Origin of the sequence: Burkholderia sp. USMB20 (assembly GCF_000949135.2) — a bacterium.
Classification (GTDB): Bacteria; Pseudomonadota; Gammaproteobacteria; order Burkholderiales; family Burkholderiaceae; genus Burkholderia.
This window is the reverse complement of sequence record NZ_JTAN02000019.1, coordinates 883,220-905,295: the sequence shown is the minus strand read 5'-3', so window position 1 is coordinate 905,295 and position 22,076 is coordinate 883,220. Positions and strand designations below refer to the sequence as shown.

Genomic DNA, 22,076 nt, shown 5'->3' with positions numbered 1-22,076 from the left:
CGATGCTCGCGCTGCTCTCCTATGCTGCCCAACTGGTGTTCCTGCTGGTGGTGCTCTACTTTGCGCTGTACGTGCTGCTCGAACTGCGCGTGCTGCTGATTTCGCGCAAGGTCGAACGGCGCAAGCTGACCGACCTGGCGCAGCCCGTCCGGATTTCCGAAAACGGGTTTCATCCTCGGGTCAGTGTGCTGCTGCCGATCTGCAACGAGTCCGAGGTGGTCGAGCGGCTGATCGACGCGGCCTGCCGGCTGACCTATCCGCCGAACGAGATCGAGATCCTGGTGCTCGACGACTCGTCGGATGCGACGACGAAACTGGCACGGGCGAAAGTCGATCGCTACGCCGCCGACGGAATCAACATCCGGCTCGTTAAGCGCCAGTCGCGAACGGGCTACAAGGCCGGCAATCTGGTCAACGGCATCCAGCAGTCGTGCGGCGAGTTCTTTGCGATCTTCGATGCGGACTTCGTGCCGCCGGCGGATTTCCTGCTGAAGACTATTCCGTGCTTCACCGATCCGAAGCTCGGTTTCCTTCAGACCGGCATCGGCTACGAGAATCGCGACGCGTCGTTTTTGACGCGCTTCCAGGCCATGGAAATGGGTCACCAGCAGTACGTGACGGTAGGGCTGAGCGAGGACGGCGACATGGCTTCGCTGAGCGGCAGCTCGTGTGTGTGGCGCAAGGAGTGCGTCGATGCACTGGGCGGCTGGAATGCGTCGACGGTCACCGAAGACGTGGACCTCGGCTATCGCGCGCAGTTCGGTGAATGGAAATACGCGTATCTGCGAGAGGTCGTTTCCATGTCGGTGCTGCCGGAGACCATCAGCGCGTTTCGCATTCAACGGGAACGCTGGGGGCGCGGCCTGATCCACAGCGGGTTCAAGCATGTCGGGCAAATGTTGTCGCAAAGCATGCCGCTGATGAAGCGGATGCACGCGATCTCGGTGATGTTCTCGTCCGTGCTGCTGGCTTCGATCTATGTGCTGATCCTGCTCAGCCTGCCGTTGACCTGCCTGGTGCATTTCGACGGCGAAGGTATTCATCTCGGAGCATTCGTCTTTTTTGTACTGGTGGCAATCTGGGCGCTTGCGAATGCGTTCGGTTCACGCAAGGGCGCGAGATTCGACGACAAACCGAGTGTTCTGAAAACCGTATGGGATACCTACCTTTATATCGCGATGTTCTTGCCGATGGCCTGGTATTACTTTGCGGGGGGCGTGCGCGCCGTTTTCGGCGTGTATAGCGGTTTTCATCGCACACCAAAAGGAAAGGAAGCCTATCGTTCCACGATGCCGCGTATCAATGCAGTCCTGCTGGCCGGAGAAATCGCCACGTTTTCCTATTCGCTCGTGACGATTTTGCTGGCGATTCAGAAGAAGAACTACGTTCTGATTCCGCTCAACGTAACGGTTTGCGTCGGCTTCGGGATGGTTCTCTATTGGTCGTGGCGAGAGCGCCGTGCCCGTGAGCAATCGTGATTTCAAGGTGCGCGCAGTCGAATCGGTCCAATTGACGGGCGAGAATTGCCGATTCGTTAAGGGCACCTTCCTTTCGTCCATGTGGCCTGCGTAAAGAAATTGTCAGCATCGAAAGCAACCCCAATGTTTGCGCGACGAGGGAACGCGCAATAACAATCGATACCGTAAGACGAGTTCCGCAGACCGCTGATGCACTGACCGGCCGCTCGATCCGCCGAGGGCGGCCCATTCATTTTTACCGAGAGCGCGGCCGTCCGGTTGCGCTCGCTTCGCCGGTCTGGCGCCGGTCGAAGACGCTGCCTGACGATCTCCAAACATAGTTCAGCGAACCAAGCGAGTCGAAGGATCATCAAGATTTGCAAAGAACATTCGAGGAATTCTATCCGACCCAATTGGACGGAGCAGAATGCCACCAGACAGCCTTTCGTCGAACTCGCTAGGTCGGAGGGTATGTCTGACAAATAGCCGGGAGAACTTTAAGAATTGCTTGCGGGATGGCCGCATGCTGTCCACCGCGGGGTGCCGCGCGCATCGGTTATCTGCGCGATTAAAGCATCCTGAGGATCGGTCGCGACCGGACGGTCAGGAGAGCGGTTCGGCATTTTTTTCCGATATTTGTACTTCGGGAATCGGTGTGCGGCCGGTACTTGAGGATTGCAGGCAACGCGAGTTTCTACCTTTGCATGGAGCAGGACCGCCGGCGCATGTCTGATGTAAGCAGTTGTAACACGTAAGGTTTTACTCGAATATTAATATTGATGTATGATCGCGTCGGCGCGTTGTAAGCTTGTGGCCAACTGCCTTTCGCGCCGCGCAAATTTCCATGTGGTTGCGTTCGCTGCATGGTCCGCACATTTTTTCGCAACCCTGATTCGGGCGGTCGCACGTCGTCACGTCGATGTGCGATATCAGTGCGTGGCATGTTGCGGGCGTAGTCAAATCATACGAAATAATCAAACGCAATAAATCGACAATGTTGTCCGCTGCTTGGTCGAAATATCAGGCAGCGCTTGGCGCTTGGAGATCGATAACCAGACGGCCGCTGAAAAACAATGTTCGTTTAAAACGATGGAAAAACAGCAATATTCGCAACCGGGGAGGGCGGGTGAGCGCAAACGGGCCACGAGCAATCGTGATAACCGGCAGTAGTGCCGGGCTTGGGCGCGCGCTGGCATTGAGTTATGCCGCGCCCGATATCACGCTGGGGTTGATTGGCAGAAATTCGGCACGGCTGGAATCCGTCGCTGCAGAATGCCGCGCGCGCGGCGCCCGCGTCGTGATCGGCTGCATGGACGTGCGCGATTCGGCCGCCGTCCAGGACTGGATGATCGATTTCGATACCCGATACCCGATCGAATTGATGATTGCGAATGCAGGCGTCGCCAGCACGCTGCAGTCCGCCGACGACTGGGAGCACATGGCGCGTACCGCCGACGTCGTCGATACCAACCTGTACGGCGCACTCCATGCGGTGCTGCCGGCCATCGACCGGATGCGCATGCGCGGGCGCGGACAGATCGCGGTCGTCAGCTCGCTCGCCGCATTGCGGGGCATGGCCATCTCGCCCGCCTATTGCGCGAGCAAGGCGGCGCTGGTCGCCTACTGCGATTCCGTGCGCCCGATCCTCGCACGCGAGGGCATCGGCCTGTCGGTCGTGATGCCGGGTTTTGTCCGCACGGCAATGAGCGACGTCTTCCCGGGCAGCAAGCCATTCATGTGGAGTGCGGACAAGGCCGCCGGATACATCAAGAAGCGCCTCGCGCGACGCCGCGTGGAAATCGCCTTTCCGTTCAGTCTTGCCTTCGGCATCAAGTTGCTGCGCCTGCTGCCGGCCACGCTGGCGGATGCCATTCTCGGTCGTCTGTCCTACCTCCCGCGCGGGAAGGCGTGACGTGCTGCCCGGATTCGCGTTCGCGGCTGCCGCAGCCGCACTCTCATTTCTCGTAGAGGCCATCGCGTATCCGCGCGCGTCGCTCGCCCGTTCGCCGGCGGCGATCGCACTGCATGTCTGCGCGTTCGCGATCGTGGCGGGCGCGACTTTCGCCGTGACGGCACGGCCGCTTTTCTCGGCATCCGTCGCCCTCGTGCTGATCGCCTTGCTGGCGGTCATCAGCAACGCAAAATACGAATCCCTGCGCGAGCCCTTCGTCTTTACGGACCTGAGCCTGTTCAGCCAGGTCTTCGCACATCCGCGTCTCTATCTGCCGTTTCTGAGTGCCAGCAAGGTGCTCGGCATCGCTGCCGCCGTTGAGGTCGCGACGGCCGGGTTTCTGCTCGAACAATCGGCCGGCTCGACGGCGCGTAGCGCCGCTGCACTGATCGCGGCCGCTTGCGTGCCGGTTTGCGTCGCGCTGTCGCGTCGCATGCCGCTGACGCTCGACCCGATGGCGGACCAGCGCCGCACGGGGTTCTTCGCGACATTCGTCGCTTACCTCGTCAACGGGCTGCGGCGCGCGGAACGCAATGCGTTCTTTCGCGCGGTCGATGCCGGGCCATTCTCCGGCGGCCGTCCGGACAGCACGCCGGACGTGATCGTCATCCAGAGCGAATCCTATTTCGACGCGCGCCGTCTCGGCGCAAGCGTGCTGTCGGAGCCTTACGCGAATCTCGATCGCGCCCGCAGCGAAGCATTCATGCAGGGCAGCCTGGACGTTCCCGCCTGGGGCGCGAATACGATGCGCAGCGAATTCGCGATGCTGACGGGTTTGCCGTCGGCGGCGCTCGGCTATTCGCGCTTTTATCCGTACATGTACGTGCGCCGCGCGTGCGCGTCGCTGGCGGGCTGGTTCAAGCAAGGCGGATATCGCACGCTCGCGATTCATCCGTATCACGCCGACTTCTTCGGGCGCGACCGGGCATTCCGGTTCATGCATTTCGACCGCTTTCTGGACATTCGGGATTTCGGCGATGCGACGCGAATCGGGCCGTATATCGGCGACGGTCCGGTGGCCGATGCGATCATCGCGGCCCTCCAGGCGCACGGCGACAGGCCGGTATTCGCATTTGCGATCACGATGGAAAACCATGGCCCGCTGCATCTGGAATCGGTCAGGCCGGGTGAGTCCGAATCGCGGCATACGCTCGGCGACGACGCGCGCTGGCGCGACCTGACCGCCTATCTTCGACATGTCGAGAATGCCGACGGCATGATCGGCAAGCTGACTGATTATCTCCGCATGCGGGAACGACCGACCGTGCTGTGCTTTTACGGCGATCACGTTCCTGCTTTGACTTCGGTGTTCGACGCGCTCGGAACCGAACCGACCAATAGCGACTACTTTATTTGGCGCAACTTCGCGAACGATTTCGGCGAGCAACGAAACGTTCGCGTCGAGAGTCTCGGTGCCGCGATACAGCGCGCGATGGTGCACGTCGATTGCACGCGCGCCGCTTCGCCGACCGGGATGCTGCAGACGCCGGCGTGATGATGGAAAAACGAATTGCAATTATTGGGATAGCGTGCCGCTTTCCCGGTGGGGTCGAGGGACCGGACGACTTCTGGCAACTGCTGTGTGACGAACGCGACGCCGTGACCGCCATCCCACCGGACCGTTTCGGTACGGCGTTCTACCAGCACCCGTCGAAGCGCGAGCCGGGAAAGAGCTACACGTTCGCGGCGGGCGTCGTCGATGACGTCGCGGGCTTCGACGCCGAATTCTTCGGCATCTCGCCGCGCGAGGCCGCGCAAATGGATCCGCAGCAGCGGCTGCTGCTCGAACTCGCGTGGGAGGCGTTCGAGGACGCCGGCGTGCGTCCGGCTGCGATGCGCGGCCGCGACTGCGGCGTGTTCGTCGGTGTGGCGGGCATGGATTACGGCAACCGCAATATGGACGACATGAACACGATCGATCCGTATTCGGCAACCGGCAACACGCTCAGCATTGCGTCGAACCGCGTGTCCTACCTGTTCGACCTGCGCGGCCCGAGCATGTCGGTCGACACCGCATGCTCGTCTTCGCTCGTCGCGCTCCATCAGGCGGTCCGGGCGCTGCAGTCGGGCGAGACCGCGATGGCGCTGGCCGGCGGCGTGAACCTGCTGCTGCACCCGTTCGGATTCGTCAGTTTCTCGAAGGCGTCGATGCTGTCGCCGCGCGGCCGCTGCCGTGCGTTCGACGCGACCGGCGACGGCTACGTGCGTGCCGAGGGCGGTGCGTTCGTGCTGCTCAAGCCGCTCGATCAGGCGCTGGCCGACGGCGATACGATCCACGCGGTCATCGCCGGATCGGGCGTGAATTCGGATGGCCATTCGCATGGCGGCATCAACGTGCCGGCCGCGGCGACGCAGGCGGACCTGCTGCGCGCCGTGTATCGGCGCGCTGGCATCGATCCGCGCACGCTCGCGTATCTCGAGGCACACGGAACGGGCACGGCGGTCGGCGATCCGATCGAGGCGCGTGCGTTGATCGATGCGGTGTCGGGCGGCCGGCCCGAATCCGATCCGCTGCTGATCGGTTCGGTCAAGACCAATATCGGGCACCTCGAAACGGCATCGGGAATGGCGGGCCTGCTGAAGGCGGTGCTGTGCCTGAAGCATCGTGCGGTGCCGCGCTCGCTGCATTTCGATACGCCGAATCCCGGCATCGATTTCGATGGCGGCCGCTTGCGCGTGGTCGATCGGTTCACGCCGCTCGAGCGCGGCGAAGCCCCGCTGACGATCGGCATCAACTCGTTCGGCTTTGGCGGCACGAATGCGCACGTCGTCATCACCGAAGCAGCGGCACCCGCGCCCACCGCACAGTCGGCGGCAAGGATCGATGCACCGTTGCCGCCGCTCGTCCTCACCGCACGTTCACCGGCTGCGCTGGCGGCCGTCGCTGCGCGCTATCTCGCACGTCTGCAGTCGGGTGCCGACTGGGCCGCACTCGCGGCTGCCGCCGCACGGCGTCGCCAGTGGCTCGAGCATCGCGCGGTCATCGCGCCGGCAGATCGGGCCGAAGGGCTGGCCGCGCTCGCCGCACTTGCCGAGCCGTCGGCGCGCGGGCTGCCGGCGTGCGCGGTGCAGGGGCAGGCCGTCGAAGGCGACGCGCCGGTCGCGTTCGTTTATGCGGGCAACGGCAGTCAATGGGCCGGGATGGGCAAGCGGCTCTATGGCGAGGACGCCGTGTTTCGCGCGGCACTCGACGAAGTCGATGCGCTCTGGCGTGCAGACGGCAACGCGTCGCTCGTCGAAGTCATGCGCGAAGGCGTCGACGCCGCATGGCTTGCCGCGACCGAGAACGCGCAGCCGCTGCTGTTCGCGATGCAGGTCGGCATCACGCGTGTGCTGACCGCGCGCGGCATCCGCTTCGACGCGGCGGTCGGCCACAGTGTCGGCGAGATCGCCGCGGCCTGGGCGTCGGGTGCACTCACGCTCGCCGAAGCCGTGCGCGTGATCCGGATCCGCAGCGGGGCACAGGGTCTCACGCGTGGCGCAGGCAGGATGGCGGCGGCCGGCATCGGCGAAGCCGCGGCGCGCGACTGGATCGCGCGTCTCGAACTCGGCGCCGCCATCGAAATTGCCGGCACCAACAGCCCCGAGTCAGTGACGCTCGCCGGTTCGCAAGCTGCGCTGGAAGCAATCGGCGCGGCGCTTGCGGACGCGGGCCATTTCTACCAGATGCTCGACCTCGATTACGCGTTCCACAGCAGCCGCATGGACGCGATCGAGCCGGTCGTGCGCGACGGGCTGGCCGATCTCGCGCCGCGCGAGACGCATACGCGATTCGTGTCGACGGTGACCGGCGACACGCTGTCGGGCACCGCGCTCGACGCGGGCTATTGGTGGCGCAACATTCGCGAGCCGGTTCGTTTCGGCGACGCAATTTCCCGTCTGGCCGACGATCGCGTGCGCGTGTTCGTCGAGATCGCGCCGCACGCGATCCTGCGCACCTACGTGAAGCAGACGCTTGCGGCGCGCGTTGCGCCGGGCGTCGTCGTGCCGACGCTCAAGCGCCAGCACGATAGCGCGGAGATGCTCGCCCATTCGGTCCTGTCGGCGGTTGCGCAAGGCGCGCGCGTCGATCTCGACCGCTTCGTGCCCGACGCGCCGCACGCCGCGCTGCCGACCTATCCGTGGCAGCGTGAGCGTTACTGGCTGGTGCCGAGCGTCGAGGGTTACGGGCTCGTGAACCGCCGCGTCGATCATCCGCTGCTCGGGTATCGCCTGCACGAGCATGCGTTCGCCTGGGAGAACCAGCTCGATCCACAGCGCGTGGCGATGCTCGCCGATCACGTCGTCGACGGTGGCGTCGCGTTCCCCGGTGCCGGTTATGTCGAAATGGCGCTCGCGGCGGCGCGCACGTTCTTCGGCACGGAGGACGTCGCCATCGAGAACGTCGAGATCCGCATGCCGGTCGTGTTCCAGCCGCAGCACGCGAAGCTGTTCCGGTTCGCGATCGACGTGCGCACCGCGTCGTTTACGATCGAGACGCGCGACCGGATGACGGACGGCCCGTGGAACCTGAACGTGACGGGGCGCCTGCTCGAAAGCGGCAATACGCTCGATGCGGACAGCATGCCGGAGGCGTCCGTGATCGCGCGGCTGCAATCGCGTCCCGCGCTGTCCGGCGACGCGCTGTATGCGGGCACGGCGGCGATCGGCCTCAGCTACGGCCCGGCGTTCCGCTGGGTGCGGTCGCTGTGCGTGTCGGGAGACGACGCGCTTGCCGAGCTTGAGGTGCCGACGGCCCTGGCCGACGCGTATGCGCGGTCGGACTATCTGCTGCATCCCGCGCTGATGGACAGCGGTTTCCATCCGCTGTTCGCGGTGCTGGGGCAGGCCGGCGCCGCACCGGACGATGCGCATGCGGCATTTGTTCCGGTCCAGATCGGCCGCGTCGATTTCCTGAGCGGCGAATCGATTCGTCGCGTGCTGGCGCGCATTCACCGCCGCAGCCCGCATTCGATCGTCGCATCGTTCGAATTCATCGATGCCAGCGGCAGGATCGTCGCGCGCCTTGCCGCGTGCCGCTTCCGTCGCGTCGATCTCGCCGGGCGCCGTCACGGCGCGCCGGCGCGCTTTGCCTACGTGCTCGAAGCGCGGCCGCTGCCGGGCGGTTACACGGCCGCCGCACTGCCACAGCCGGGTATGCTCGTCGAGCGTGCGAACGCGCATGTCGCGGCGCGCGAAGACCACGCGCGCCGCACGCAGCATCTGACCGAAATGCTGCCGCTGCTCGACGTGCTCGCCGGTCTGCATGCGCTCGACGCACTGGATGCGCTTGGCGTCTTCGCCCAGCCGGCGCTGCCGATGGGCACGCACCCGCAACAGGTCGCCCGTCTGGCGGAGATCGTCGTCGAAGACGGGCTGGCCCGTTTCGACGGCGATAGTCTGGTTCGCGATGACGAAGCCTGCGCGGCGATGCCCGCGCGTGACGCGCTGTGGCGCGACGTGCTGGCGGCATCGCCGGCCCATGTCGCCGAACTGACGTTGCTGGCGCACGTCGGCGCGGCGTTGCCGCGCGTGCTGAGCGACGCGTCGTCCGAGGGCGCGCTGCTGTCGTCGACCGGGCGCAGTCTGGTCGAGCAGTTCTTCGATGCCTCGCCGACCTGGGCGCATGCGCGTGCGCTGCTCGCCGCCTGCGTGACGCAGGCGATCGCAGCGTGGTCGGATGCACGGCGCTTGCGTGTGCTGGAGATCGGTGCCGCGAGCGGCGACGTGCTGCAACCGCTCGACGTTGACGTGCCGGCCGGTCGCTGCGAATACCTGCTGGCAGGTACGCAGCAGCAGCTCGCCGGGTTCGATGCAGAAGCGCACGCGCAGGTACGAACGCTGGCGTTTGCGACCGACGCGCCGTTGTTCGCGCAATGTTGCGATACGACGCCGTTCGACGTCGTGATCGTCAACCGGATGCTGGGCGATCACCCGGATCCGCTCGCCGCGCTGACGGCGATCACCGAACGGCTCGCACCGGGCGGCTTGGTCGCCATCACGGAAGGGCGGCGAAGCCGGTTCTCCGACATCGTGTTCGGCATGGCCGGCGGCGAAGTGTCCGCCGGTGCGTACGGCACGCTGGCGCCAGCCGCGATCGTCGCGATGTGTGAACGCGCCGGGCTCGTCGACGTGGTGCGCGATACCGAACAAGGCCTCGATCTCGAAGGCGTGCCGACCTTCATCGCCGCACGCAAGCCATTCGCCGACGAACCGGTGGCTATCGCATCGCACGACGCGGATCTCGCGCGTCGCATGGCGACGAGCGACGCGGCGCACTGGTTGATCGCGCAAGACGGTGACGACGCGTTCGGCATTTCCTTGGCGGGCGAGCTCGAGCGGCTCGGTTGCCGGGTCGAATCGGCATCGGTGCGTGACGCCGCCGCATGGTCGGCGCGTCAGCCGGCAGAGCATCCGGCGCATGTCGTGTTCGTGGCGCCGCTTGCATCGCTCGACTCGGCCGACGGGGCGGCCGTGATGCATGCGCAGCACGACGGCGCGCTCGCACTGGCATCGCTCGTGCGCGATCTCGATGCGGCGGGCGCGTCGGAACGCGGTCGGCTGTGCGTCGTGACGCGCGGCGGTGCGCCGTTCGCGGCCGGTGCGTCGGCGCATCCCGAGCACGGAACGTTGTGGGGCCTCGGCCGCGTGATCGCGAACGAGTATCCGACGCTGCCGATCCGTCTGATCGACGTCGATCAGGCCGTCGAACGACCGACGCTGCAGCTTGCGATGGCGCTGCTCGGCGACGATGGCGAAGAGGAAGTGCTGCTGGCACCGCAGGGCCGCTACGTGCCGCGCATGCTGCCGGCCGCGCAGGCAGCCGAGCGCGACAACGCGCTGCCGCCTGCATCGGACCACCCGGGAGCACGGCTCGCGTTCGACATGCCGGGTTCGTTGCGCAACCTCGAATGGTTCGCGATGCCAGCACACGATCTCGCCACCGGCGAGGTCGAGATCGAGCCGATGGCGACCGGGCTCAATTTCCGCGACGTGATGTATGCGATGGGGCTGCTGTCCGACGAAGCGGTCGAGACGGGCTTCGCGGGCGCGACGATCGGCATGGAAATGTCGGGGCGCGTCGCCCGGGTCGGCCCGGACGTCGACGGTTTTGCGCCGGGCGATGTGGTGCTCGGTTTCGCGCCGGCATCGTTCGCGACGCGCGTGGTCACGCGCGCAACCGCGATTGCACGCAAGCCCGACACGATGTCGTTCGAGGAGGCCGCCACGGTCCCGACGACGTTCTTCACGGCGTACTACGCACTTTGCGAACTGGCGCGGCTGCGACGCGGCGAGCGCGTGCTGGTGCACGGCGGTGCGGGCGGGGTCGGTATTGCGGCGATCCAGATCGCGCGGCATCTCGGCGCCGAAGTCTTCGCGACCGCCGGCAGCGACGAGAAGCGCGAGTTCATTCGCCTGCTCGGCGTCGACCGCGTATTCGATTCGCGCAGCCTCGCGTTCGCCGACGAGATTCTCGCGCGCACGCACGGCGAAGGCGTCGACATCGTGCTCAATTCGCTCGCCGGCGAAGCGATGGTGCGCAGCATCGATACGCTGCGTCCATTCGGCCGTTTCCTCGAACTCGGCAAGCGTGACTTCTACGAGAACAGCCAGATCGGCCTGCGGCCTTTCCGCAACAACATCAGCTATTTCGGCATCGACGCCGATCAGCTGATGGGCGTGCTGCCGTCGCTGACGACGCGACTGTTCGAGGAAGTGATGGACCTGTTCTCGGGCGGCGTGCTGCATCCGCTGCCGTACCGCGCGTTCCCGGCCGCGCGTGCGGAGGAAGCGTTCCGCTACATGCAGCAGGCGCGCCAGATCGGCAAGGTGCTGGTCACCTATCCGTCGGGCACGCCGGTACCGACGCGCGGCGTCGCGGTGCCGACCCTGCGGCTCGACCCGCAGGCGGCGTACCTGATCGTCGGGGGCACCGGCGGGCTGGGTTTCGCGACCGCGCGCTGGATGATCGAGCGCGGCGCACGGCACCTGACACTCGCGAGTCGCGGCGGCGCACTGGGCGCCGCGATGCAGGCCGAAGCCGATCGCTGGCGCGACGCGCTCGGCGCGCACGTGTCGGTCGCACGATGCGACGTGACCGACAGCGCGGCGCTGGAAACCCTCATCGAAGAGATCGAGCGTCGCGGGACGCCGCTCAAGGGTGTGCTGCATTCGGCGATGCAGATCGACGACGGTCTGCTGCGCAACGTCGATGACGCGCGCTTTGCGGCCGTGCTCGAACCGAAGGTGGCCGGTGCATGGAACCTGCATCGCGCGACGCGGCGATGTGCGCTCGATTTCTTCATCGTGTACTCATCAGCGACGACCTATCTCGGCAATCCGGGGCAGGGTGCATATGTGGCCGCCAACGGCTTCCTCGAGGCGCTGGTCGCACATCGTCGCGCGGCGGGGCTGCCGGCGATGTTCATGGCATGGGGGCCGATCGAGGACGTCGGTTTCCTCGCGCGCAACGCCGACACGCGCGAGGCGTTGCAGTCGCGGATCGGCGGTGCGTCGATCACGTCGGACGAGGCGATGGGCGCGCTCGAACGCGCGCTTGTGCAAGGGAGCGCCGGTGAAGCGGTCGTGCGTCTCGACTGGGGCGCCATCTCGCGCGGCATGCCGGCCGCGCACGCGCGCCGTTACGCGGCGTTGCAAACGGGTGGGGCGGCCGAGGCGTCGAGCGAGGATCGCGTGTTGCTGGAGCAATTGCGAACGTTGTCGGCGGCCGAGGCCGTCGCGCTCGTCGAGTCGGCGCTGCGCGGCCAGATCGCGCGGATTCTGCACATGTCGCCGGAGCGCGTCGATGCCGGCCGGTCGGTGCTGGATCTCGGGATGGACTCGCTGATGGGCATGGAGCTCGGCATGGCCGTCGAGGAGACCTTCGGCGTCAAGCTGTCGATCATGGCGATCGCGGAAGGCGCGACGGTGCATACGCTGGCCGAGCGCATCGTCGAGTTGCTCGATGCGCAGGGCGGCAACGAGAACGTCGCGGCAGCGGACGAGCTGGCCGATGCGCTGGTCGCGAGGCATGGGCTGGGCGACGAGGCGCGCGCGACACTCGCACGCAATCAGGATCACGAAAACCAGAGGGCAGCAACATGCAAATCGACGCCGGTGCATGCCGGGTGAAAGCGCCGCAAGGATGGCGGGCCAGCGAAGGGACGGTCGCCCGGCCGGTGACGATGACCGGACATGGCCTGCACACCGGGCGCCGGGTCCAGGTGCGGATCCTGCCCGCAGCCCCGTCGGCCGAACGGCACGGGATCGTATTTCGCCGCATGCGCGGCGAGCATGAACTGGGGAGGCTTGCCGCCGGCCCGGCGGTGCGTCGTGCACAACCGCTCTGCACGATGCTGCGAGCGGACGACGGCATGGGCGTGCGTACGGTCGAGCACCTGCTCGCGTCGCTGCTGACCTGTGAGATCGATCACGCGATCGTCGAACTCGATGCGGAAGAAGTGCCGATTCTCGACGGTAGCGCACGGCCCTGGATCGACGCGATCGCCGCCGGCGGCCGAGCCGAGTTGCAGCGTTCGAAGCGCTTCCTCCGGGTGCTGAAACCGGTGAGCGTGGCCGACGGCGAAGGTGCGTCGCGGCGCGAATTGCGCGTCGAGCCCGCCGAGCGCTACGAATTCAGCGTGCGCGACGATCTCAAGGGGTTCGGCGATATGCAGTGGGACGGCGAGCTCACGCCGGGGACGTTTGCCAGCGAGATTTCGTCGTCGCGTTCGTACGGACGGATCAAGTGGGCCGTGCCGGCAATCGCGGTCGGTTACCTGACGGGCACGCCGATCCTGCGTGGCGCACGACCGTCGTGCACGGCGTCGATCATCGGCAATCACGTGATCGGCGGGCTGCGTGCGCCCGATGAATTCGTGCGTCATCGCGTGCTCGATCTCGTCGGCGACCTTGCGCTCGCGGGTTCGCCGCTGCTCGGGCGTGTCATCGCACATCGCCCCACCCACGAAATGAACTACAGACTCCTCAGCGCGCTGCTAGGTACGCCCGACGCGTACGAATGGGTCGACGTGTCCGCGTAATGCGGACGCAACGCACGGATTGCCCGGAACCAAAGACATGGCACTCGGAGAACACCTTCGCCAGCAACTGGCGGCGAAAGCCCTGAAACGGCAGCTGGAGCGCGCGACGGAAGCCGTCGCGGCGCCCGGTGTGCCCGCTGCACCGGCGGCACAGGTCGCGTCGGCGCGCAGCCGTTTCGAATCGATGCCGCAGTATCAGCAGGTCAGGATCATGCGCGAGATGGGCGAGAAGCTGCGCGTCGACTCGCCGTTCTTCCGCGTGCATGACGGCATCGCCGGCGCGACCACGCAGATCGGCGGTCGCGAATACGTGAACTTCGCGAACTACAACTATCTCGGTCTCGCCGGCGATCCGGCCGTATCCGAGCGGGCGAAGGCCGCGATCGACCGCTATGGCACGTCGGCGTCCGCGAGCCGGATGGTCGCGGGCGAGCGTCCGGTGCAGCGCGACCTCGAGCGCGCGCTGGCTGCGTTCTACGAGACCGACGATTGCGTCGCGTTCGTGAGCGGCCACGCGACCAACGTGACCGTGATCGGTGCGCTGTTCGGCCCCGGCGACCTGATCGTCCACGACGCGCTCGCGCACAACAGCATCGTGCAGGGCGCGCAGCTGAGCGGCGCGAAGCGGTTGAGCTTCGCGCACAACGACTGGCAGGCGCTCGACGCACTGCTGTCGCGCGTGCGTCGCGAATACCGGCACGTGCTGATCGCGATCGAAGGGCTGTACAGCATGGATGGCGATTTTCCGGACCTGCAGCGTTTCGTCGACGTGAAGACGCGCCACGGCGCGTTCCTGCTGGTCGACGAAGCGCATTCGCTCGGCGTGCTCGGTGCGACGGGCAAGGGCATCCGCGAGCATTGCACGGTCGCGCCCGACCAGGTCGACATGTGGATGGGCACGATGAGCAAGACGCTGGCCGGTTGCGGTGGTTTCATCGCCGGCTGCCAGCCGCTCGTTGACATGCTGCGCCATCTGGCGCCGGGCTTTCTCTACAGCGTCGGACTCGCGCCGACGCTCGCAGAAGCGTCGCTGGCCGCGCTCGAACGCCTGCAGGCCGAACCGCAGCGGGTGGCGCAATTGCAGGCACGCGGCCGGCAGTTCCTGACCGAGGCGCGCGCCGCCGGGCTCGACACCGGCACGAGCGCCGGCTATGCGGTCGTGCCGGTGATCACCGGCAGTTCGCTGAAAGCCGCGCAGTGGGCCAACGCGATGTTCGACGAAGGGATCAACGTGCAGCCGATCTTCTATCCGGCCGTCGAGGAGAAGGCCGCGCGCCTGCGTTTCTTCATCTGCTCGACGCACGAGCCGGCGCAGATCAGCCGGACCGTCGCCGTGCTGGCCCGCCTGGCGGGGCGGGCAACGTGATGCCCGCCGCGGCGCTCGCACCATCCTTCGACGCGCCGCATGCCGATGCGTCGACACCGTTTCGCGCCGCTTGCGCGGACGATGCGGCGGCATGCGCGCCGCTCGTGTTCGCATCCGGTGTCGGCGAATTCGGCTTCTTCCTCGGTGAAAGCGACGCGCGCTGCATTGCGTTCCTGCAACAGGCGTTCCGCTCGCGTCACGGCCGGTTCTCATGGCGCCGGCATCGGGTCGCGGTCGGCGCCGACGGCACGGTGCAAGCCGTGATGGCCATCCATGACGGGCGCCGGACGATGTTCGACGACCTTCACGTCGTGTGGGCCCTGGCGCGCTTTTTCGGCGTGCGCCGCGCGATCGGCCAGTTACTGCGCGGGCTGGTGCTCGAAACGGAGATTCCGGCGCCGAAACGTGCGCAGATCCTCATCGCGCATTGCGCGACGGACGAGCGGCAGCGCGGCACGGGCATCTTCACCGCACTGCTGCGCGACGCGCTCGAGACCGGTGCGGTGCCGGACGACCGCAGCCGAGAAATCGTGCTCGACGTGCTGACCCGGAATGTACGTGCCCGCGAACTGTACGAGCGGCTCGGCTTTGCCGTGCTGACGCGGTCGCGTCAGCGCTCGCGCCGGCTGCCCGCCGAACTCGCTTCGGTCCGCATGCGGCTCACGCGCCGCGGCTGACGGTGCGCGTTAAATTTCTTTCATGCACAGCTCGAGCGCAGCTTCCCAATGCGGCGCGCGCACGCCGAAGTGCTCGGCCAGTTTCTCGTTCGACATCCGCGAATTGGCCGGGCGGCTGGCGGGTGTCGGATAGGCGCTGGCGGGAATCGGCATGACCGCAGGCTTCCTTGGTAGATTCGAGAGACGGAAAATCGCCTCGGCGAAGCCGTGCCACGAAGTCGAACCCGCCGCGCACAGGTGATAGATGCCTGAATGCGCGTTCCACCATGCTTCCCGACCGGCCGCGCCGGTGGCGGCGGCCTGTGCGACGACATGGGCGGTCAGCGTTGCGATCGTGTTCGACCAGGTCGGTGCACCGATCTGGTCCGCGACGATCTTCAGTTCGTCGCGCTCGGCGCCCAGGCGCAGCATCGTCAGCAGAAAGTTCTTGCCGCGCGCACCGTACACCCAGCTCGTGCGGAAGATCAGATGCGCGCAGCCGGCGGCCGCGATCGCCTGTTCGCCCGCGAGCTTGGTCTTGCCATAGACGTTTTGCGGATCGACGGGATCGTCCTCGACGTACGGGCCGTCCTTCGTCCCGGCAAAGACGTAATCGGTCGAGTAGTGAATCAGCGCCGCGCCGATGCGCTTCGCCTCTTCGGCCAGCACCGCGGGCGCCTCGGCGTTCAGGCGCGTGGCAAGCGCGACGTCGGTCTGCGCCTGATCCACCGCCGTGTACGCGGCCGGATTCACGATCAGGTCGGGCTTCACTTCACGCACGACCTCGCGCACCTGGTCGAGGCGCGACAGGTCGAGCCGGTTGCGGTCGAGCGCGACCACGTTACCGAGCCCTTGCAGCGTGCGCGCCAGCTCGAATCCCACCTGGCCGTTGATGCCGGTGAGCAGGATGGTTCGCGGTTCGGGCGTTTGCACGGCGGCCCTCACTGGAAGCACTCGGCTTCGGCGAGCCGCTTGCCCGCCGCGTCTTTCGCGGCCAGCAGCGGTTCGCCGTCGAGCGGCCATTCGATGCCGATCTCCGGATCGTTCCACAGCAGGCTGCGCTCGTGCTCCGGGAACCAGTAGTCGGTGGTTTTGTAGAGGAATTGTGCGGACTCCGACAGCACCACGAAGCCGTGCGCGAAGCCGGGCGGCACCCACAGCTGGCGATGGTTGTCGGCCGACAGCGTCACACCGACCCATTTGCCGAAATTCGGCGAACTGCGCCGGATGTCGACTGCGACGTCGAACACCTCGCCTTCGACCACGCGCACGAGCTTGCCCTGCGCGTGCTCGATCTGGTAGTGGAGCCCGCGCAGCACACCCTTCGCGGAACGCGAGTGGTTGTCCTGGACGAACTCGACGTCGGCCTCGACGAGCGCCGCGAATTCGCGCCCGTTGAAGCTCTCGTAGAAATAGCCACGCGCGTCGCCGAATACTTTCGGCTCGACGATCTTGACTTCGGGGAGCGCCGTAGCAGTTACCGTGATGGCCATGCAACCTGATCCGTAAGAATGTTCAGCAAATATTTGCCGTAGCCGTTTTTCGACAGCGGCTGCGCGAGCTTCTGTACCTGTTCGGCATCGATCCAGTGCCTGCGGTACGCGATCTCCTCGGGGCAGGCGACGACCAGACCTTGCCGCTTCTGCAGCGTCGCGATGAAGCTGGCGGCCTCGATCAGCGAATCGTGGGTGCCGGTGTCGAGCCATGCATAGCCGCGGCCCATGATCTCGACGTTCAACGCGCCGTCGGCGAGATAGCGGGAATTGACGTCGGTGATTTCGAGTTCGCCGCGCGGCGACGGCTCGATGTCGGCGGCGATGTCGCACACGCGGTTGTCGTAGAAGTAGAGGCCGGTCACGGCGTAGTGCGAACGCGGCTTGGCCGGCTTCTCTTCGATCGATACGGCACGGAAGTGCTGGTCGAACTCGACGACGCCGTAACGCTCCGGATCGTGTACGTGATAGGCGAACACCGTTGCGCCCGCGTCCTGCGCGTCTGCGTGCTCGAGCTGCTTGGCCAGGTCGTGACCATAGAAGATGTTGTCGCCGAGGATAAGCGCCGACGGGTCGTTGCCCACGAATTCGCGGCCGATGACGAACGCCTGCGCAAGACCGTCCGGTGACGGCTGCACCGCATACCGGATGTTCATCCCCCACTGGCTACCGTCGCCGAGCATGGCTTCGAAGCGCGGGGTGTCCTGCGGCGTCGAGATGATCAGCACGTCGCGAATGCCCGCTACCATCAGCGTCGACAGCGGGTAATAGATCATCGGCTTGTCGTAGACAGGAAGCAACTGCTTCGAGACCGAATGCGTGATCGGATAGAGCCGTGTGCCGGAACCGCCGGCGAGAATGATGCCCTTGCGCGCCATGTCCGTTCCCCTTACGCGCGGTACGCGTAGTTCGTTGCGACCCACTTGCGGTACTCGCCCGAAGCGACTTCGTCGACCCATTCCTGATGGTCGAGATACCAGCGCACCGTTTTCGCGAGACCGGTTTCGAACGTTTCGGCGGGCTTCCAGCCGAGTTCGCGCTCGAGCTTGCGCGCATCGATCGCGTAGCGTCGGTCATGGCCCGGCCGGTCGGTCACGTAAGTGATCTGGTCGCGGTACGAGCCCGCCGATTTCGGTCGCAGTTCGTCCAGCAGGTCGCACAGCGTGTGCACGACCTCGAGATTCGTTTTCTCGTTCCACCCGCCGATGTTGTACGTTTCGCCGGTCTGGCCGCGCGCGAGTACCTCGCGGATCGCACTGCAGTGGTCGCCGACATACAGCCAGTCTCGTACGTTCTGGCCATCGCCATACACGGGCAGCGGCTTGCCGGCGAGCGCGTTGGCGATCATCAGCGGAATGAGCTTCTCGGGGAACTGGTACTGGCCATAGTTGTTCGAGCAGTTCGTGGTCAGCGTCGGCAGGCCGTACGTATGCTGATACGCGCGCACGAGATGATCGGAACCGGCCTTGGTCGCCGAATAGGGGCTGTTCGGTGCGTACGGAGTCGTTTCGGAGAATTGCGGATCGGTAGGCGACAGCGAACCGAATACTTCGTCCGTGGAAACGTGCAGAAAACGGAATGCGGCTTTGTCCGCCTCCGGCAGCGTATTCCAGTACTGGCGCGCGGCTTCGAGCAGCGTAAATGTCCCGACGACATTGGTCTGAACAAAATCCGCCGGCCCGTGAATCGAGCGATCGACGTGGCTTTCCGCAGCGAAATGCAGGACCGCCCGAGGCTTGTATTCCGCGAACAGCGCGTCGAGTGCTGCACGGTCGCAGATATCGGCGTGCGCGAACACGTGCTTCGGGTTTCCGTGCAGCGATTTTAGCGTTCCGAGATTGCCCGCATAGGTCAATTTGTCGACGTTCAGAACCGATTCGTCCGATTGACGCAGCCAGTCAAGCACAAAGTTGGCACCGATAAAGCCGGCGCCACCTGTAACCAATATCATGTAGTCTCTCTCATTACGTTAATGGCAGTGAATCCTGCCTTGTTCTCGTTCGCGCGCTGCCCTCGGTTGACGCGCGTTGAAGAATATCAAGAAATCGTGCGAGCCTGGCGGACGTGGCGGGCTGGATTGCACGCGTATTCTAGGATATTCCTCGGGGGGCGACGCATGTGCCAACCGGACAGTCTGCGTTGAAAGACTATTAATTCTCTATGCCGCGGGACCCGGCCGGTGCCGGTTGCGTACGGGGTATCACGATTTCCCGTGCTCTTGCGGGCAATTCATCAGACATGCAATCTCGCGCAAACATTTGCGCGAACCGCAGCAAAGAAACGGCAAGCGGGAGTTGATGTCGAATGCGGTGATGGTTTTTGCGATACTTTAAATCGGCGATAACTATACCATGCTCGATTCAGTCGGTGCGAATCACTCGTTTTATATCGTGATTTAGCATTGCCGTGTTTTTGCTTTGCCGTCACGGCTGGTGGCGCCGTGGTCGTTGGCACGCCTGTCAGTTTATTCGCTAAATCCGGTTTGATTCGGACACATTTCGCCGTGGCGGCAGGAGTTGAAACGCTGATTCAACCTACTTATGCCGCGGATTGAACGGCCGTTGCTGCACATCCGCCCCCTGCGCGACGATCGCCATGCTTTCCGGCACTTCCTCCCATGCGCCGCGCAAGTCGACGAGCGGCTCCGACACGACCATGAACGCGTCGTCGCCCGCTTCCGCGATGCGCGGATTGTGCGGATAGAGTTCGTGCAGATGCTTGAACGACGTGCTGTGGAACAGCGAGCGCGATTGCCGTTCGCTCGAGTAGCGCACCGCGATGATCCGCTCACCGTCCGTCGCGCAGATCGTCATGTTGAGCGGCTCGGCAACGCGGTATCGCGCGGCGGTTTCCTCGACCATGCCGACCATCCGTTCGAGCGCCGGCAGCGGCGTCTGCTCGAGGCCGAAGGTCAGCGCGAGACGGAACATCAGCTCGGAGTCGGTCGTCCCTTCGATCGTCGGGAACAGTGCCGGGTCGACCTTCATCGTCAGGTCGCGGCGCAGCTTGTGGAAATCGCGAATCAGCCCGTTGTGCGCGAACAGCCAGCGGCCGTGGCGGAACGGATGGCAGTTGGTTTCCTGGACGGGCGTGTCGGTTGCCGCGCGGATATGTGCGATGAACATCCGCGAGCGGATCGCGCGCGCGGCTTCGCGCAGGTTGCGGTCGTTCCATGCGGGATGCACGGACCGATAGCGGAACGGCAGTTCCTCGGGGCGGCCGTACCAGCCGATGCCGAACCCGTCGCCGTTGGTGGTCGTGGCGCCCAGCTCCGAATGCAGGCTCTGGTCGATCAGCGAATGCTTCGCGCGAAACAGGACGGTCTCGAGATGGATCGGATTACCCGTATAGGCGAGCCAGCGGCACATGGAGCGCTCCTTCGCGATGAATCTTCTCGCGCATGGTAGCCGACTTCGCGGCGCCGGCGTACGCGACCGCGGCGCGTCCTCCTGCTGGCCGGCCGCGCCGGCGATCGTCCGCGAAGGATGCGGCGGGCGCCGCACCCTTCAGGTGCGCGTCACTCGCCGAGCGCGTCCATCACGCGGGCCGAATAGACGAGCGCCGCGCCCGCATTCAGCGCGATCGCGACGCCGAGCGCCTCGGCCACTTCCTCCTTGGTTGCGCCATGCTTCGCGGCTTCGGCCGTGTGCACCGCGATACAGCCGTCGCAGCGCGTCGTGACGGCCACCGCGAGCGCGATCAGTTCGCGCGTCTTCGCGTCGAGATGGCCTGTCTTGGCGCCGGCGCCGGATAGCGCCTTGTAGCCGGCCAGCGTGTCGGGGGAGAGCTTCGCGATGTCGCCGATGCGCGTCGTGAGTTCCTTCCGGTATTCGTTCCAGTTCAGCATGATGCGTCCTTTCGAGAAGAGGTGGATCAGGCGGCGGATGCCGCGATCTCGGGCGATGCAGGACTTATTCTGAGCGTTCGCGTTGAGGGTTTCGATACGCTAGAGTGTCAATTTTTAGCGCAAACGTCTCATGGACGCATTGAGTCAACTGTTGTCGCTGGGCCGCAGCCACGTCGAGCTCGACGTGCGCTGCCTGCTCGACGGCCCGTTCGCGATGCCGCACGATCCGTTGCCGCCCGGCGAGGCGGCGTTTCACCTGCTGCTGTCCGGAACGTGCCGGCTGCGCACGGCCGACGGGCGCACGCTGCGGCTGGCCGACGGCGACTTCGTGCTGCTGCCGGCGGGCGACGCGCACGATTTGTCCGATGTCGGGGGTGGCGGCGCGCGGCCGCCGGTCGCGTCGCTGCGCGAACCGGGCGCGGCCGGCGGCGCGGTGCTGCCGGTCAAGTCGAATCGCGATCCCGCGGATCCGGCCGATGCGAGCGTCGACCTGCTCTGCGGGCGCTTCATTTATGCGCGCGGCGCCGGTGAATTGCTGATGCGTACGTTGCCGCGCGTGCTGCATGTCGGGCTGCGCGCGGCGTCGGGGCCCGCGTCGCTGCAACTGCTGACGAGCGTGCTGCGTGCCGAGGCATCGAGCGCGCAGCCGGGTGCGCGCGCGATCGTGAACGCGCTGGGGCAGGCATTGCTCGCGTACGCGTTGCGTGCGTACGGCCGCGATGCGCGCGTGCCGGCCGGCTGGCTCGCGCTGGCTGCCGATGCGCGGCTCGGCCCGTCGGTCCAGGCCGTGCTTCAGGCGCCGGCGCAAGCGTGGACGGTCGAATCGCTCGGCGCGGCATCCGCGATGTCGCGCGCGACCTATGCGCGGCATTTCCGCGAGAAGGCCGGGATGAGCGTGGGCGCGTTCGTGGCGCAGATCCGGATGATGCATGCATGCGCGCTGCTGCAGGACACGCAGCGCGGCCAGGCGGAGATCGGGCAGGCGGTCGGCTATCAGTCCGAAGCTGCGTTCGGCAAGGCGTTTCGCGCGGTGCTCGGCACGACGCCGGGGCGCTGGCGGCGCGCGCAGCGGGGCACGTAAGACCGGCAGCGCGCAATACCGCAGGAAGCAGACGCAAAAAAGCCTCCACTCGGGAGGCTTTTATTGCACTATCAAAGATAGTTGGTAGGGTGGGAGGGACTCGAACCCTCGACTCTCTGATTAAAAGTCAGATACTCTAACCAACTGAGTTACCACCCCACGTTCTTGAAACCGGTCGGTCCGTTGCGCTGACAACTTGCTCA

14 protein-coding genes and 1 tRNA gene are annotated in these 22,076 nt (G+C 65.6%); 8 read left to right on the top strand and 7 right to left on the bottom strand.

The features are described from left to right. Positions 1-2: 2 nt before the first annotated feature. The 7 genes from PL79_RS28700 to PL79_RS28670 all read left to right on the top strand — a co-directional run bounded on the left by PL79_RS28700 (position 3) and on the right by PL79_RS28670 (position 15,473). The gene (locus tag PL79_RS28700; RefSeq protein ID WP_044844075.1) at positions 3-1,478 is read left to right on the top strand and encodes a glycosyltransferase; all 1,476 of its coding nucleotides are present in this window, start codon (positions 3-5) and stop codon (positions 1,476-1,478) included. Positions 1,479-2,583: 1,105 nt separating this feature from the next. After that, positions 2,584-3,369, top strand: a complete 786-nt coding sequence (locus PL79_RS28695; protein WP_044844076.1) for an SDR family NAD(P)-dependent oxidoreductase — start codon at positions 2,584-2,586, stop codon at positions 3,367-3,369. A gap of 1 nt (position 3,370) precedes the next feature. Then, positions 3,371-4,903 carry an LTA synthase family protein gene (locus tag PL79_RS28690; protein WP_044844077.1) on the top strand — a complete coding sequence of 511 codons (1,533 nt, stop codon included), beginning with the start codon at positions 3,371-3,373 and terminating at the stop codon, positions 4,901-4,903. Between the two features lie 2 nt (positions 4,904-4,905). Beyond that, a complete protein-coding gene (locus tag PL79_RS28685; RefSeq protein ID WP_135801167.1) occupies positions 4,906-12,519 on the top strand; it encodes a type I polyketide synthase in 7,614 nt (2,537 codons plus the stop codon). Further along, positions 12,516-13,430, top strand: coding sequence for a UDP-3-O-acyl N-acetylglycosamine deacetylase (locus PL79_RS28680; RefSeq protein WP_135801181.1), 915 nt, complete (start codon positions 12,516-12,518; stop codon positions 13,428-13,430). The genes PL79_RS28685 and PL79_RS28680 overlap by 4 nt, the downstream gene beginning before the upstream one ends. A gap of 37 nt (positions 13,431-13,467) precedes the next feature. Next, positions 13,468-14,796, top strand: a complete 1,329-nt coding sequence (locus PL79_RS28675; RefSeq protein WP_044844079.1) for an aminotransferase class I/II-fold pyridoxal phosphate-dependent enzyme — start codon at positions 13,468-13,470, stop codon at positions 14,794-14,796. Beyond that, positions 14,796-15,473, top strand: a complete 678-nt coding sequence (locus PL79_RS28670) for a GNAT family N-acetyltransferase (protein WP_044844080.1) — start codon at positions 14,796-14,798, stop codon at positions 15,471-15,473. Before PL79_RS28675 ends, PL79_RS28670 begins: the two co-directional genes overlap by 1 nt. 9 nt (positions 15,474-15,482) lie before the next feature. On the opposite strand, the gene rfbD is transcribed toward PL79_RS28670, so the two are convergent. The 6 genes from rfbD to PL79_RS28640 form a co-directional block, all read right to left on the bottom strand. Further along, positions 15,483-16,385, bottom strand: a complete 903-nt coding sequence (gene rfbD / locus PL79_RS28665; RefSeq protein ID WP_044844081.1) for a dTDP-4-dehydrorhamnose reductase — start codon at positions 16,383-16,385, stop codon at positions 15,483-15,485. Positions 16,386-16,393: 8 nt separating this feature from the next. Then, on the bottom strand, positions 16,394-16,945 hold the full coding sequence (gene rfbC, locus PL79_RS28660; RefSeq protein WP_044844082.1) for a dTDP-4-dehydrorhamnose 3,5-epimerase: 552 nt from the start codon (positions 16,943-16,945) through the stop codon (positions 16,394-16,396). Beyond that, a complete protein-coding gene (rfbA, locus tag PL79_RS28655) occupies positions 16,930-17,823 on the bottom strand; it encodes a glucose-1-phosphate thymidylyltransferase RfbA (protein ID WP_044844083.1) in 894 nt (297 codons plus the stop codon). Before rfbA ends, rfbC begins: the two co-directional genes overlap by 16 nt. A gap of 11 nt (positions 17,824-17,834) precedes the next feature. Continuing rightward, the gene (gene rfbB, locus PL79_RS28650; protein ID WP_044844084.1) at positions 17,835-18,896 is read right to left on the bottom strand and encodes a dTDP-glucose 4,6-dehydratase; all 1,062 of its coding nucleotides are present in this window, start codon (positions 18,894-18,896) and stop codon (positions 17,835-17,837) included. A gap of 583 nt (positions 18,897-19,479) precedes the next feature. Further along, complete coding sequence (locus PL79_RS28645) at positions 19,480-20,313, bottom strand: class II glutamine amidotransferase (RefSeq protein ID WP_044844085.1); 834 nt, start codon at positions 20,311-20,313, stop codon at positions 19,480-19,482. Positions 20,314-20,462: 149 nt separating this feature from the next. Then, positions 20,463-20,792 (bottom strand): carboxymuconolactone decarboxylase family protein, encoded by a 330-nt coding sequence (locus PL79_RS28640; RefSeq protein ID WP_044844086.1) that lies wholly within the window; start codon positions 20,790-20,792, stop codon positions 20,463-20,465. A 130-nt stretch (positions 20,793-20,922) separates the two neighbouring features. Between PL79_RS28640 and PL79_RS28635 the strand changes: the two genes are divergently transcribed. Then, the gene (locus PL79_RS28635; protein WP_044844087.1) at positions 20,923-21,873 is read left to right on the top strand and encodes a cupin domain-containing protein; all 951 of its coding nucleotides are present in this window, start codon (positions 20,923-20,925) and stop codon (positions 21,871-21,873) included. 82 nt (positions 21,874-21,955) lie between these two features. Here PL79_RS28635 and PL79_RS28630 read toward each other — a convergent pair. Then, a tRNA-Lys gene (locus PL79_RS28630) sits at positions 21,956-22,032 on the bottom strand. Between the last annotated feature and the right edge of the window lie 44 nt (positions 22,033-22,076).